Source organism: Stenotrophomonas sp. GL_101, from assembly GCF_057835675.1.
The window spans coordinates 3,442,298-3,454,743 of the sequence record NZ_CM174432.1 but is presented as its reverse complement, the minus strand read 5'-3'; the positions used below and the strand labels follow the sequence as shown (position 1 = coordinate 3,454,743).

16 protein-coding genes are annotated in these 12,446 nt (G+C 67.4%); 14 read left to right on the top strand and 2 right to left on the bottom strand.

Annotation, left to right across the window (positions count from 1 at the left end):
- Positions 1–28 precede the first annotated feature (28 nt).
- Genes lepB through recO form a run of 5 tightly spaced genes read left to right on the top strand, consistent with a single transcriptional unit; the run spans position 29 to position 3,553 of the window.
- Positions 29–823 carry a signal peptidase I gene (gene lepB / locus AC3IR9_RS15340; RefSeq protein ID WP_489291741.1) on the top strand — a complete coding sequence of 265 codons (795 nt, stop codon included), beginning with the start codon at positions 29–31 and terminating at the stop codon, positions 821–823.
- A gap of 32 nt (positions 824–855) precedes the next feature.
- On the top strand, positions 856–1,239 hold the full coding sequence (locus AC3IR9_RS15335) for a DUF4845 domain-containing protein (RefSeq protein WP_489291739.1): 384 nt from the start codon (positions 856–858) through the stop codon (positions 1,237–1,239).
- Positions 1,229–1,909, top strand: coding sequence for a ribonuclease III (gene rnc, locus AC3IR9_RS15330; RefSeq protein WP_489291737.1), 681 nt, complete (start codon positions 1,229–1,231; stop codon positions 1,907–1,909). Before AC3IR9_RS15335 ends, rnc begins: the two co-directional genes overlap by 11 nt.
- On the top strand, positions 1,906–2,802 hold the full coding sequence (gene era, locus AC3IR9_RS15325; RefSeq protein ID WP_489291736.1) for a GTPase Era: 897 nt from the start codon (positions 1,906–1,908) through the stop codon (positions 2,800–2,802). The genes rnc and era overlap by 4 nt, the downstream gene beginning before the upstream one ends.
- A gap of 28 nt (positions 2,803–2,830) precedes the next feature.
- A complete protein-coding gene (gene recO / locus AC3IR9_RS15320; protein WP_489291735.1) occupies positions 2,831–3,553 on the top strand; it encodes a DNA repair protein RecO in 723 nt (240 codons plus the stop codon).
- 36 nt (positions 3,554–3,589) lie between these two features.
- Here recO and AC3IR9_RS15315 read toward each other — a convergent pair whose 3' ends face one another.
- Positions 3,590–4,315: a response regulator gene (locus AC3IR9_RS15315; protein ID WP_489291734.1), complete on the bottom strand. Its 726-nt coding sequence runs from the start codon at positions 4,313–4,315 to the stop codon at positions 3,590–3,592.
- A 146-nt stretch (positions 4,316–4,461) separates the two neighbouring features.
- Here AC3IR9_RS15315 and rlmD point away from each other — a divergent pair, with 146 nt between their 5' ends.
- Positions 4,462–5,802: a 23S rRNA (uracil(1939)-C(5))-methyltransferase RlmD gene (rlmD, locus tag AC3IR9_RS15310; RefSeq protein ID WP_489291732.1), complete on the top strand. Its 1,341-nt coding sequence runs from the start codon at positions 4,462–4,464 to the stop codon at positions 5,800–5,802.
- A 60-nt stretch (positions 5,803–5,862) separates the two neighbouring features.
- Here rlmD and AC3IR9_RS15305 read toward each other — a convergent pair whose 3' ends face one another.
- Positions 5,863–6,507, bottom strand: a complete 645-nt coding sequence (locus AC3IR9_RS15305; RefSeq protein ID WP_489291731.1) for a hypothetical protein — start codon at positions 6,505–6,507, stop codon at positions 5,863–5,865.
- Between the two features lie 81 nt (positions 6,508–6,588).
- Between AC3IR9_RS15305 and AC3IR9_RS15300 the strand changes: the two genes are divergently transcribed.
- The 8 genes from AC3IR9_RS15300 to AC3IR9_RS15265 all read left to right on the top strand — a co-directional run bounded on the left by AC3IR9_RS15300 (position 6,589) and on the right by AC3IR9_RS15265 (position 12,429).
- The gene (locus tag AC3IR9_RS15300; RefSeq protein WP_489291729.1) at positions 6,589–7,104 is read left to right on the top strand and encodes a CYTH domain-containing protein; all 516 of its coding nucleotides are present in this window, start codon (positions 6,589–6,591) and stop codon (positions 7,102–7,104) included.
- A gap of 53 nt (positions 7,105–7,157) precedes the next feature.
- Positions 7,158–7,853: a DsbA family oxidoreductase gene (locus AC3IR9_RS15295; RefSeq protein ID WP_489291727.1), complete on the top strand. Its 696-nt coding sequence runs from the start codon at positions 7,158–7,160 to the stop codon at positions 7,851–7,853.
- A gap of 97 nt (positions 7,854–7,950) precedes the next feature.
- Positions 7,951–8,958, top strand: a complete 1,008-nt coding sequence (gene nagZ / locus AC3IR9_RS15290) for a beta-N-acetylhexosaminidase (RefSeq protein ID WP_489291725.1) — start codon at positions 7,951–7,953, stop codon at positions 8,956–8,958.
- Positions 8,958–9,512 (top strand): hypoxanthine-guanine phosphoribosyltransferase, encoded by a 555-nt coding sequence (locus tag AC3IR9_RS15285; RefSeq protein WP_489291724.1) that lies wholly within the window; start codon positions 8,958–8,960, stop codon positions 9,510–9,512. The genes nagZ and AC3IR9_RS15285 overlap by 1 nt, the downstream gene beginning before the upstream one ends.
- The gene (locus AC3IR9_RS15280; protein ID WP_489291723.1) at positions 9,512–10,258 is read left to right on the top strand and encodes an S-methyl-5'-thioinosine phosphorylase; all 747 of its coding nucleotides are present in this window, start codon (positions 9,512–9,514) and stop codon (positions 10,256–10,258) included. The genes AC3IR9_RS15285 and AC3IR9_RS15280 overlap by 1 nt, the downstream gene beginning before the upstream one ends.
- 88 nt (positions 10,259–10,346) lie before the next feature.
- Positions 10,347–10,553 carry a cold-shock protein gene (locus AC3IR9_RS15275; protein ID WP_489291721.1) on the top strand — a complete coding sequence of 69 codons (207 nt, stop codon included), beginning with the start codon at positions 10,347–10,349 and terminating at the stop codon, positions 10,551–10,553.
- A gap of 96 nt (positions 10,554–10,649) precedes the next feature.
- Positions 10,650–11,900 (top strand): FAD-dependent oxidoreductase, encoded by a 1,251-nt coding sequence (locus tag AC3IR9_RS15270; protein ID WP_489291719.1) that lies wholly within the window; start codon positions 10,650–10,652, stop codon positions 11,898–11,900.
- Positions 11,901–12,159: 259 nt separating this feature from the next.
- Positions 12,160–12,429, top strand: a complete 270-nt coding sequence (locus AC3IR9_RS15265) for a hypothetical protein (RefSeq protein WP_489291717.1) — start codon at positions 12,160–12,162, stop codon at positions 12,427–12,429.
- The last annotated feature ends 17 nt before the right edge of the window (positions 12,430–12,446 follow it).

The window sequence follows — 12,446 nt, the reverse complement described above, 5'->3', positions numbered from 1 at the left end:
CCGCTGCACCCGTTCCCAAGGACACCGCATGAAATTGTTTGAGATCCTCCTGGTCGTACTGACGCTGGGCTCGGGCCTGGTCCTGCTCGCCGACAGGCTGTATTTCGCCAAGCGCCGCGCCGCGCGTGCCGGGCTGCTGGATTCCGAGCCGGTCCTGGTGGACTACGCGCGGGCGTTCTTCCCGGTGCTGGCCATCGTGCTGGTGGTGCGCAGCTTCATCGCCGAGCCGTACAAGATCCCGTCCAGCTCGATGATGCCCAACCTGCTGATCGGCGATTTCATCCTGGTCAACAAGTTCGCCTATGGCCTGCGTCTGCCGCTGAACAACGCCAAGATCGTGCCGCTGGGGGAACCCAAGCGCGGCGACGTGGTGGTGTTCCATTTCCCGGGCCATTCGGACACCGATCCGGCCAAGGGCGAGAATTTCATCAAGCGCGTGATCGGCATCCCGGGCGACCAGATCGTGTTCCAGGGCAACGGCCTGACCCTCAACGGCACGCCGCTGACCTACGACAACAAGGGCCTGTACGCCGGCCACCGTGGCCAGGGCGAGGGCAGCTCGCTGCTGGTGGAGCACCTGCCGGGCCGCACCCATACCGTGCTGGAGACCGATTACCCGCGTGGCGAAGGCCAGTGGACCGTGCCGGCCGGCAAGTACCTGGTGATGGGCGATAATCGCGACAACAGTGACGACGGCCGCTTCTGGGGCCTGCTGCCGGAGGAAAACCTGCGCGGCAAGGCTTTCCTGATCTGGCTGAACTGTTCGGGCTGGTTCTGCAAGGACGGTTTCGAGCCGTCGCGGATCGGCTCGGGCATCCATTGATCCATGGCAACGGCGTATCTGGGGAGAACGCAATGAAGACGATGAACACGCAGCGTGGCATGACCTTGACCTCGTTCCTGGCGGTATTGATCGTGGTCGCCTTCGGCCTGTATATCGGCATGAAGCTGTTCCCGATGTACCAGGAGTCCTATGCGGTGCGCTCGGCGCTCAAGAGCCTGGCCAAGGAGCCCGGCGTGGGCAACATGGAGCCGGGCCGGGTGCAGGACCTGTTCTTCAAGCGGTTGTACATCAGCTACTCGGAAAACGTGAAGCCGGCCGATGTGAAGTTCGAGCGCATCGACGGCGGCTGGAACATGAAGGTCAACTATGAGGTGCGCCGCGAATTGATCGGCAACCTGGACGTGGTGGGCAAATTTGACATGAACCAGGAACTGACTCTCGCCGGTGTCGACTAAGACTTTTCAACGCGGTGACCGCATCGGTCACACTTTCCAGGATCCGGACCTGCTTCAGCAGGCCCTGACGCATCGCAGTGCCGGCACGCCCAATAACGAGCGGCTGGAGTTCCTCGGTGACAGCATCGTCAACATGATGGTGGCCCAGGCGCTGTACCAGCGCTGGCCCAAGGCCGATGAAGGCGCACTCACCCGTGGCCGCGCCGAACTGGTGCGCGAAGGTGCGCTGGCGGTGATCGGGCGCACCCTGGAGCTGGGCGACCGCCTGACCCTGGGCCCGGGCGAGATGAAGACCGGCGGCCACCGCCGCGACTCGATCCTGGCCGACGCGCTTGAAGCGGTGGTCGCCGCGATCTACCTGGATGCCGGTTTCGAAGCATGCCGGGAGGTGGTCCTGCCCTGGTTCAGCGCCTCCATGGACGCCTTGCCGGCCACCGGCAAGCCCGAGAAAGACCCCAAGACCCGCCTGCAGGAATGGCTGCAGGCCCGGCAGAAGACCCTGCCGAACTACGAACTGGTGTCAGAATCGGGTGACGATCACGCCAAGACCTTCCGGGTACGCTGCTGCGTAGCCGATCCCGCCGTCAGCACCGAAGGCGAAGGTGCCTCGCGACGGCTGGCCGAACAACAGGCCGCTGCGGCCGCCCTCGAGCAACTGGATTCCAAGTGAGCGATACCATTTCCCATCATTGCGGCAGCGTGGCCGTCATCGGCCGCCCCAACGTCGGCAAATCCACCCTGACCAACGCCCTGGTGGGCGCCAAGGTCAGCATCGTATCCAACCGCCCGCAGACCACGCGGCACCGGCTGCTGGGCATTGCCAGCTATCCCGAAGGCCAGCTGGTGCTGGTGGATACCCCTGGCCTGCACCGGGCGCAGAAGCGGGCCATGAACCGGGTCATGAACCGGGCCGCGCGCGGCTCGCTGGAAGGCGTGGACGCGGGCATGCTGGTGATCGAGGCCGGTCGCTGGGATGAGGAGGACACGCTGGCCTTCAACGTGCTCAGCGACTCCGGGGTTCCGGTGGTGCTGGTGGTCAACAAGGTCGACCGGATGAAGGAAAAGGCGGCGCTGCTGCCGTTCCTGCAGCAGGTCACTGAGGGCCGTACGTTCGCCGCCGTGCACCCGATCTCGGCGCAGAAGCGCAATGGCCTGGAAGCGCTGGTGCGCGACCTGCTCAAGCTGATGCCGGTCGCCCCGCCGATGTTCGGCGAAGATGAAATCACCGACCGCAGCCAGCGTTTCCTCGCCGGCGAACTGGTCCGCGAGCAGCTGATGCGCCAGTTGGGCGAAGAGCTGCCGTATGCCACCACGGTGGAGATCGAGCGTTTCGTCGAAGACGGCAACCTGCTGCGTATCGGCGCGGTGATCTGGGTCGAGCGCGAAGGCCAGAAGGCGATCGTGATCGGCAAGGGCGGCGTGCGCCTGAAGGACATCGGCGCCAAGTCGCGCCTGCAGATGGAGCGGCTGTTCGGCGCCAAGGTGTTCCTGGAAACCTGGGTGCGCGTGCGTGAAGGCTGGTCCGACGACGAGGCCGCGCTGAAGGCCTTCGGTTACGAGTAACTTCTCCGCCGCCACGGGCTGTTGAGCAATGCGCATCGACGACGAACCGGCGTTCGTGCTGCATGCCCGCCCCTGGCGGGAGACCAGCCTGCTGGTGGACGTGCTGACCGAGCAGTACGGGCGCATCGGGCTGCTGGCGCGGGGGGTGAGCAGCCCGCGCAGCCAGGCGCTGCGCGCGGCGCTGCAACCCTTGCAGTGGATTCGCATCAGCGCCGTACAGCGTGGTGAACTGGCCCAGCTTCGCAGCGCCGAGGCCCTCGATGCCGCCCCCCGACTGGGCGGTGAGACGATGTTGGCCGGGTTCTACATCAATGAATTGCTGATGCGGCTGGCGCCACGCGATGACCCGATGCCCGAGCTGTACGCGTACTACGGCCGGGTCCGGCAGCGCCTGCGTGACGCCGAGCCGTTGGCGTGGACCCTGCGGCGCTTCGAGCGCGATCTGCTGGAAACGCTGGGGGTCGGTTTCGACCTGGCCCATGACAGCGAGGGCCAGCCGATCGATCCGGCCGCGCGCTATGAACTGGATCCCCAGCAAGGGCCGCGCCGCCTGCTCAGTGAGCGCGGCGCGGATGCACGGCGGGGGACGGCCACTGGCACTGCGCTGTTGGCGCTGGCCGATGATCGCGCCCCGGGTGCCGATGACCTGGCCAGCCTGCGCCGGGGCATGCGTGCGGTGTTGCTGCACCATCTGGCCGGACGCGGGCTGAAGTCCTGGGAGATGCTCGAAGACCTCGCCCGCCGCCGGTAGGCGCCCGGTGCCCGGCGCCATGCGGTTACCGGCGCCTCAATGCAGCAGCGATTCCACCGCCGCCCGGAACTGGGTATGGGCACCACTGGAATCGGGCATTTGATGCAGTTGCCGTACCGCCCGTGCCAGCCGCGCCGCACCCACGAAGCCGCAACTGGCCTGCAGCCGGTGCAACTGCCCCTGCAGCGCGCGCAGGTCCTGTTGCAGCAATGCCTGGGCAACCGCATCGCGGACCACGGGAAGTTCGGCCAGGAACAGCTCGCGCAGGGCGATGAGGTGATGGCGCTGGCCGTTCAAGGCGGCCAGTGCGGTGATTTCATCCCAGTCTTCGCGCTCGGCGTCCGCACTCGCGCCCTGCGCGGCTGGCGCGCTGCCGGGGCTGTTGACCAGCGCGCGGCGGACGGCCTTGAGCAGTTGTTCGCCGGTGAGCGGTTTGACCAGGGTTTCGCTGAAGCCGGCATCGCGCAGCCGCGCGTGGATGCTGGTGTCGCCATCGGCGGTGTGCGCCAGCGCCGGGGTGTCCGGGCGCGAGCGGCGCAGCTGCTGCAGCAGTTGGGTGCCGTTGCCATCGGGCAGGTTGACGTCGATCAGCCACAGGTCATGACGGCCACTGCAGCCGCGGTCCACGGCGGTGGCCAGAGAGTCGGCGGTGTCCACCTGCGCGGGCAGGGATTCCAGCGCGGCCTTGAAGAAGCCGCGACTGATGGTGTCGTCCTCGACGAGCAGGAATCGGGGCATGGGTTCCCGAGGGGTCATCTGCATGGGGGCTGCCTCCTTGTCAGCTGCTGCCATATTAAACATGCCGACGCCCGCTGCAAGCGTTTCCAGCCCATCAGGTTCAGGCAACGGCAGGTGGAGCTGCGTATCTGCGACAATACGCACCCTTTTTGCCCGCAGCCTGTTGCCACGTGGCCCGAACCCGCTCCCGCTCCCGCCTCGACCGTACGCCGTTCCAGACCGGCATCCTCGATCTCAGCCACGACGGCCGTGGCGTTGCCCGCCGCGAAGGCGAGGGCGGCAAGGTCACCTTCATCACCGGGGCGCTGCCCGGCGAAGTGGTCAGCGCCGAGCCGACCGCCCGCAACCGCCATTTCGACGAGGCCCGCACCCTGGAGGTGCTGCAGCCGTCGCCGCAGCGGGTGACTCCGCGCTGCCCGCATTTCGGCGTCTGCGCCGGCTGCGTGCTGCAGCACCTGGACGAGTCGCAGCAGATCGTGGCCAAGCAGCGCGTGCTGACGGACAACCTGACCCGGATCGGCCACGTCAGCCCGGAAACGGTGCTGCCGCCGCTGGTCGGCGAGAGTTGGGGCTACCGGCGCAAGGGCCGCTTCTCGGTGCGCCGGGTCGAGAAGAAGGACAAGACCCTGGTCGGCTTCCGCGAGCAGGACCCGCGTTTTGTCGCCGATCTATCGCAATGCCTGACGGTGATTCCGGAGATCGGCAGCAAGGTCGGGGTGATGGCCGAGTTCATCGAAACGCTGGATGGCAAGCGCGATATCCCGCAGATCGAGTTCATCGCCGGCGATGACGCGGTGATGCTGACCATCCGTCACATGCAGCCGCTGAGCGAGGCCGACCGCGCTGCCTGGACCGCCTTCGGGCAGGCGCATGGCTTTGCCATTTCGTTGCAGCCCGGCGGCGTGGAGTCGGTGCATCCGCTGTGGCCGGCGCAGGTGCCGCTGTCGTTCAGGCTGGCACCGTGGGATGTCGAGCTGGCGTTCCGCCCGCTGGACTTCATTCAGGTCAATGCCACGCTCAACGTCAAGATGATCGCGTTGGCGCTGGACCTGCTCGACGCCGGTCCGGACGAGCGTGTGCTGGACCTGTTCTGCGGCCTGGGCAACTTCACCCTGCCGCTGGCGCGTACCGTGCGCGAAGTGGTCGGCGTGGAAGGCGAGGCGGGCCTGGTGGCACGTGCGAAGGAAAACGCCGAGCGCAATGGCTTGGTCAATGCACAGTTCTACGCCGCCGACCTCACCCAGGACCAGCGGCAGACGCCGTGGATGCGCCAGGGCTTCGACAAGCTGCTGCTGGACCCGCCGCGGTCGGGTGCGATCGAAGTGCTGCAGCAGCTGCCGCTGAAGCAGTTCAAGCGCATCGTCTACGTCAGCTGCCATCCCGGTTCGCTGGCGCGAGATGCCGGTTATCTGGTCAACGAACAGGGCTTCACCCTGGTCAGCGCCGGTGCGATGGACATGTTCCCGCATACCGCACACGTGGAAAGCATCGCGGTGTTCGAGAAGCGTTGATTGCCCAGGGCCGGGGCGCGTGCGCACGCCCCGGCCGATGCGGCCCTGCGTGGCGTGGCGCTAGCGGTCTTCGTCGGCGCTGGCGGCCACCGCGTTCTGCCATTGGCCCTGCGCGTCGAACACATAGGTCTGCATGCGGGTGCCGCGATCCTGATCGTCGCCCAGGGTGACCTCGCAGCTGATTTCCGCGGCCCGGCTGCGGCGCAGCTCGCAGTCTGCGACCGCCAGCACCTGGAAGCGCGACTGGAACGTGCGCAGCGCCTCGCGATGCGTCGCATCGGCGGTGGCGGCGATCTCGGCCTGGAACTGCTCGACGGCCAGCGCCCGCACCCGCTCGGGCGAGGGTACCGGGGCATCGACGTCGGCCTTCTGCAGCGTCCAGTCGGTGCCCTGCGGCAGGAAGCGCAGCATCCGGTAGCGGGTCTTGAGCCCGATCTCCAGCCCGACCAGGCACTCATAAGCGCCGGCCGTCGTAGTGCTGGCAAAGCACGGTCCGTGCTCGAAACCACGCGGGGTGAACATCGTCTGCAGCACCCGCTGCTGATCGGTCGGCTCAGCGGGCGTCTCGGTCGCCACCAAGGCCATCACCGCCGCCTCGATCTGCGCGTGGCTCGGTGCCGGGGCGGCGCAGGCCAGCATCGGCAGCGCCGACAGCGGCAACAGCAGCAGCGCGCGGCACAGCGTAGCGGGGGGAGGCATCGTCATCGAACGTCCTTGCAGGGCAGCCGCACAGTATAGAAGCTGTCCCACATGGCCGGACGCATGCGCGCACCGCATACTGTGCGCATGGGCATTGAAATCGAACGCAAATACCGGGTCACCGGCGATGGCTGGCGCGCGGCTGCGCACGCGGTGATCCCGATGGCGCAGGGCTATCTCAACGACAGCGCATCGCTGGACAGTGGCGCGCAGAAGGCCTCGGTGCGCGTGCGCATCCAGGGCGGGCAGGCCTTCCTCAACCTGAAGTCGCGCGAGATCGGGCACACCCGCCAGGAGTTCGATTACCCCATTCCCGTTGACGAGGCGCGTGCGCTGCTGGCGCTGTGCGTGGGCGGGCTGATCGACAAGCGCCGGCACCTGGTGCGGCATGCCGGGCTGGTCTGGGAAGTGGACGAATTCCTGGGCGACAACGCCGGGCTGGTGGTGGCCGAGGTCGAGCTGGAGCACGCCGATCAGCCCATCGACCTGCCGGACTGGGCCGGGACCGAGGTGACCGACGAGGTCCGCTACTACAACCTCGCCCTGGCCGCGCGGCCGTGGTCGCAGTGGTCGGCGGCCGAGCGACAGCACGCCGGCGGCTGAGCGAGCGGCGCGCGACGGTTGTTTTCCCGCGGCACCGCCCATACCGATAGCGGATGAAAATCGATATCTGGTCTGACGTGGTCTGCCCCTGGTGCTGGATCGGCAAGCATCGCTTCGAGCAGGGCCTGGCCCTGCTGGGCGAGGATGCGCCGGCGGTCGAGGTGCACTGGCATCCGTTCCTGCTCGACCCCGATGCCGGATCCACGCCGGTGCCGCTGCGCGAGGCCTACGTGGCCAAGTTCGGCAGCGTCGAGCGCACCGAGCAGATCCTGTCCCAGACCCAGGCTACCGCGCGCGCCGAGGGCCTGCCGATGGACTTCGAGCAGGGCCAGGTGCGGGTCACCACGCTGCCGGCACACCGGTTGATCTGGCTGGCCGGGCGTGAAGGCGTGCAGGCGGCGGTAGGTGAGGCGCTGTTCCGCGCCCACTTCGTTGACGGCCGCAACCTGGCCGACCCGCAGACCCTGATCGATGCCGCTGCCGCCGGTGGGATCGGTGCCGATCGGGTGACCGCACTGCTGGCCGGCGAGGAGGGGCTGGAGGAGATCCAGGCCCAGCTGGCCCAGGCCCAGGCGCTGGGCATTCAGTCGGTACCCACCTTTGTGATCAACGACCGCTACGCCCTCCAGGGCGCCCAGCCGCCGGAGGCGTTCGCCCAGGCATTGCGCCAGATTGCCGCGGAAATGCCCGATTCGCCCGCCGCGGCGCCAGAACAGGGACAGGCCTGCGGCCCGCAGGGCTGCGCGTAGGCAGTAGCGGCCACGACCCACGGTCGTGGCCCAGCGTGCGCGGGTTCTGCGACAATGCGGCGGTGCGCCATGCGGCGCCCCGTATTGGAGATCGACCATGCTCGTGATCGGCGTTGCCGGGACCGAACTCACCGCCCAGGAACGCGATTGGCTGCAGCACGACGCCGTGGCCGGGGTGATCCTGTTCAAGCGCAATTTCGCCTCGCGCCAGCAGGTGGCCGAGCTGTCGGCGGCGATCCACGCCGCCGCGCCGCGCCCGCAGTTGATCTGCGTGGACCAGGAAGGCGGCCGCGTGCAGCGATTCCGCGACGGCTACAGCGCGTTGCCGCCGCTGCAGGGTTTTGATGCCCTGTATGCCACCGACCGCGACGCCGCGCTGGCACTGGCCCAGCAGCACGCCTGGCTGATGGCCAGTGAAGTGCGCGCCAGCGGCGTGGACCTGAGCTTTGCCCCGGTGGTCGATCTGGGCCGCGGCAACCTGGCCATCGGCGACCGTGCCTTCAGCGCCGATCCGCAGGTGGTGGCCGCCTTCACCGCCGCCTACGTGGGGGGCATGCACAGCGTCGGCATGGCCGCCACGCTCAAGCATTTCCCCGGCCACGGCACGGTGCTGGAAGACACCCATGTCAGTGATGCCAGCGATCCGCGCTCGCTGGACGAACTGCGTGCGCTGGATCTGATCCCGTTCGCTGCCGGCATCGATGCCGGTGCCGACGCGGTGATGATGGCGCACGTGGTCTACCCGCAGGTCGCGCCGGAACCGGCCGGCTACTCGCCGCGCTGGATCCAGCAGATCCTGCGTGGCGAGATGGGCTTCCGCGGCGTGGTGTTCTCCGATGACATCGGCATGGCCGCCTCGTTCAGTGCCGGTGGGATCAAGGCGCGCGTCGATGCGCACCTGGACGCCGGCTGCGACGTGGTGCTGGTCTGCCATCCCGAGCTGGTCGATGAATCGCTGCGCGCCGTGCAGGGCCGCTCCTTGAATACCGCTGCGCTGCTCGGCCTGATCGGCCGCGGCGCGCTTGGCTGGGACGGCCTGCTGGCCGATAGCCGCCATGCCGATACCCAATCCCGTTTGCTTGACACCCTTGGAAGAACCGTCTGATGCCCAACCTCACCATTTCCCAGGCCCTGGCCCAGGCCGACCTGCTGGTCGACCGTCCCACCATCGACACCGCCATCGCCGGCATCGCCGACGCCATCGCGCGCGATTACAAGGGCGAAGTGCCGCTGTTCCTGTCGATCATGCACGGCGCGCTGCCGTTCGCCGGCCAGCTCGCGCTGGAACTGGGCGCACGCGGCCAGGATGTGCAGTTCGATTACCTGCACGCCACCCGCTACCGCGGTGAAACCACCGGTGGCGAACTGGTCTGGAAGCACAAGCCGGCCACCGCGCTGTTCGGCCGCCGCGTGCTGCTGGTCGATGACATCCTCGACGAAGGCTTCACCCTGCAGGGCGTGCGCACCTGGTGCCTGGAACAGGGCGCCACCGATGTGCGCATCGCTGCGTTGACGGTCAAGCAGCACGACCGCGCACTGCCGGACGTCAAGGCCGATTACGCCGGTATCGACCTGCCCGACCGCTACGTGTTCGGTTTCGGCATGGACGTCAACGAGACGCTGCGCTGCGTGCCGGCCATCTACGCGATGAAGGAATGATGGAACACATCGCACTGGCCGTCATCGGCGGCACCGGCGTCTACAAGCTGGCCCAGCTCGACGATGTCAGCAGCCACCAGGTCGACACCCGCTACGGCACGCCGTCCGGCCCGATCCGGGTGGGCACGCTGCTCGGCCAGCGGGTGGCGTTCCTGGCCCGGCACGGCGAAGGCCATTCGCTGCCGCCGCACAAGATCAACTACCGCGCCAATCTTGCCGCGCTGCAGCAGATTGGTGCCACGCGCGTGCTGGCACTCAACACCGTCGGCGGCATCACCGAACACTTCGGCCCGCGCGTACTGGCTTGCCCGGACCAGCTGATCGACTACACCTGGGGCCGGATCTCCACGTTGAGCGAAGAGCCTGGCAGTGACGTGCTGCACGTTGACTTCGGTCATCCCTATACGCCGCTGCTGCGCAGCAAGGTGCTGGCGGCCGCCAAGGTCACCGGCGTGCGCCTGCAGGACGGGGGCTGCTATGGCGCCACGCAGGGGCCGCGACTGGAGACCAACGCGGAAATTGCGCGGATGCGCCGTGACGGCTGCGATCTGGTCGGCATGACCGGCATGCCCGAAGCTGGCCTGGCGCGTGAGCTCGGGCTGGACTATGCGTGCCTGGCAATTGTGGCCAACTGGGCCGCCGGCTGTGGCGATGGCGATGAAATCACGATGGCCGAGGTGCTGGCCAACGTCGATGCGGCGTCGGCCGGTTTGCCGGAATTGATTGGCGAAATGGCGCGGGGGTGATTGTCATTGCGGAGCAAGCTTTGCATACTCCGCCAGTGCGCTGGTTGAGCGTACACCACCCATTCATTGAAGAAGGTCTCGCATCACCATGCCGAACGGTACCGTCAAGTGGTTCAACGACGCCAAGGGATTTGGCTTTATTTCGCCGGAGGACGGCAGCGCCGACGTCTTCGCGCACTTCTCCGCGATCGACTCCAAGGGCTTCCGCAGTCTGCAGGAAGGCCAGAAGGTCACCTACACCGTGACCGAGGGCCCGAAGGGCGCCCAAGCTTCCAACATCGTGCCGGCTGAGTAATTACGGTGGCTGCGCATTGAAAACCCCGCTTCGGCGGGGTTTTTTTTAACGGGCGGCTGGCGTTTCGTGTGACGCGAATCACGTTATAGGACATCCATGTCGCAACCTCGGACCATCGCCATCGTCGGCTACGGCACCGCCGGGCAAAGCCTGGCCGTGCTGCTTTCACGTGACCATCACCAGGTCCACGTCTTCGAGCGCGCGGCCGAGCCCGGGCCGGTCGGGGCCGGGTTCCTGCTCCAGCCCAGTGGACTGGACGTGCTGTGGCAGATGGGGCTGTTGCCGCAGGTGCTGCAGCACGGTGCAGCCGTGCGTCGTCTCTACGGTGATACGCCGTGCGGGCGGACGGTGATGGAGATGGGCTACGCCGACCTGGATGCGCGCCTGCACGGTGTCGGCATGCAGCGTGGCGCGCTGTTCTCGTTGCTGGCGCAGGCGTGGACGCAGCCGCAGAACCTGCAGGCGGACACGACCATCGTCGAGGTCGATGCTACGCAGGGGCGGCTGCGCGACGCGCGTGGCCGATGGCATGGCCCCTACGATCTGGTGATCGCCGCCGATGGCGCAGCCTCTTCGCTGCGCACACAGGTGCAGGCCACGCAGTTGGACCGCGAGTACCCGTGGGGCGCGTTGTGGTGCCTGTTGCCGCGTGGCGACTGGGCGTATCCCGATGAACTGCGCCAGCGTTACGTGGCCGCACGCAAAATGATCGGGTTGTTGCCGGTGGGTACGCGGCCGGGGGATGAGGTGGCGCGGCTGAGCTTCTTCTGGAGCCTGCCACGTGATCAGTTCGCGCAGTGGGAGCGCGATGGCATGCAGCGCTGGCGGGATGAAATCGCGGCACTCTGGCCGCAGGCGCATGCCCGCCTGGAGGGCGTCGTTGACGGTGCACAACTGGCCCGCGCCGGTTACCGCGATGCGGTGATGTCGCGCTGGAGCCGCGAGCGCCTGGTGCTGGCCGGCGATGCCGCGCATGCCATGAGCCCGCAGTTGGGCCAGGGGGTGAACATGGCCCTGATGGATGCACTGGCGCTGCGCGATGCGCTGCGCGCGCATCCCGGGCGTGATGCGGCGTTGCACGCGTATGCGGCAACGCGCCGCGCGCACGTGCGGGTCTACCACTTCTGGAGCCGCTGGCTGACCCCGCTGTTCCAGTCCGAGCGCGATGCCGTGGCGCGTGCCCGCGATGTGCTGTTCAAGCCGATGGGACAGCTGCCGGGCGGACGCGGGCATATGCTGCGCGTGCTCAGCGGCACCCAGCGTGGCTGGCTGGGCCGGCTGGCGCTGTCGCCGGGTTTCATCGAGGCCATGGCCGCGCCGCGCGAAGCCGAAGGAATCAGTTCATAGCCGCCGGTAGGGGAAATATCGGCGCAGGTGAAGGCGCATTTAACAACTATTGACGACAAACTCACCGACAACCTGCGACAACAGGTAGGCAGACGCAGCACGCGTGTGCTCCACCCACCGTCGCTGCTTACCTCGCACTACCGTGGACAAACGACGTCCTGACCGGATGCCCTGGAGCTCGCCTTGCCGCCGCTGGGTGGCCTGCTGCGCTGCGCCCCGGCCCCTGATGGGCCGATCGCAACTCTCCAAGGAGAAAGACATGCTGTTCGCGGCCGAAGTCCTGGATGCTGAAATCTGCAAGCTTCGCGGTCTACTGCAGATGCTGCACGAGGATCAGCCTGATGTGATGGACGATGTGTTCGAGTTCCATGTCACCAGCCTCATTACCCATGCTGCACCGGAGCAGCACCCGCGCATCCGCGCGGCGGCCCGCGAGATGATGGCCGAGATCCTGCGCCAACCGGTGCGGCCCCAGCCGCAGCTGCCGGACATCCGCTTGATGCCGGACGTGCTGGTGCCTGCGGCCTGAGATGCATGTACCGACCA

What these genes read in the sequence shown, in the direction of transcription:
- lepB (WP_489291741.1), top strand. Translation starts at nt 29, where the DNA reads ATGAAATTGTTTGAGATCCTCCTGGTCGTACTGACGCTGGGCTCGGGC.
- AC3IR9_RS15335 (WP_489291739.1), top strand. Translation starts at nt 856, where the DNA reads ATGAAGACGATGAACACGCAGCGTGGCATGACCTTGACCTCGTTCCTG.
- recO (WP_489291735.1), top strand. Translation starts at nt 2,831, where the DNA reads ATGCGCATCGACGACGAACCGGCGTTCGTGCTGCATGCCCGCCCCTGG.
- AC3IR9_RS15315 (WP_489291734.1), bottom strand. Translation starts at nt 4,315, where the DNA reads ATGCAGATGACCCCTCGGGAACCCATGCCCCGATTCCTGCTCGTCGAG.
- AC3IR9_RS15305 (WP_489291731.1), bottom strand. Translation starts at nt 6,507, where the DNA reads ATGACGATGCCTCCCCCCGCTACGCTGTGCCGCGCGCTGCTGCTGTTG.
- AC3IR9_RS15300 (WP_489291729.1), top strand. Translation starts at nt 6,589, where the DNA reads ATGGGCATTGAAATCGAACGCAAATACCGGGTCACCGGCGATGGCTGG.
- AC3IR9_RS15295 (WP_489291727.1), top strand. Translation starts at nt 7,158, where the DNA reads ATGAAAATCGATATCTGGTCTGACGTGGTCTGCCCCTGGTGCTGGATC.
- nagZ (WP_489291725.1), top strand. Translation starts at nt 7,951, where the DNA reads ATGCTCGTGATCGGCGTTGCCGGGACCGAACTCACCGCCCAGGAACGC.
- AC3IR9_RS15285 (WP_489291724.1), top strand. Translation starts at nt 8,958, where the DNA reads ATGCCCAACCTCACCATTTCCCAGGCCCTGGCCCAGGCCGACCTGCTG.
- AC3IR9_RS15280 (WP_489291723.1), top strand. Translation starts at nt 9,512, where the DNA reads ATGGAACACATCGCACTGGCCGTCATCGGCGGCACCGGCGTCTACAAG.
- AC3IR9_RS15275 (WP_489291721.1), top strand. Translation starts at nt 10,347, where the DNA reads ATGCCGAACGGTACCGTCAAGTGGTTCAACGACGCCAAGGGATTTGGC.
- AC3IR9_RS15270 (WP_489291719.1), top strand. Translation starts at nt 10,650, where the DNA reads ATGTCGCAACCTCGGACCATCGCCATCGTCGGCTACGGCACCGCCGGG.
- AC3IR9_RS15265 (WP_489291717.1), top strand. Translation starts at nt 12,160, where the DNA reads ATGCTGTTCGCGGCCGAAGTCCTGGATGCTGAAATCTGCAAGCTTCGC.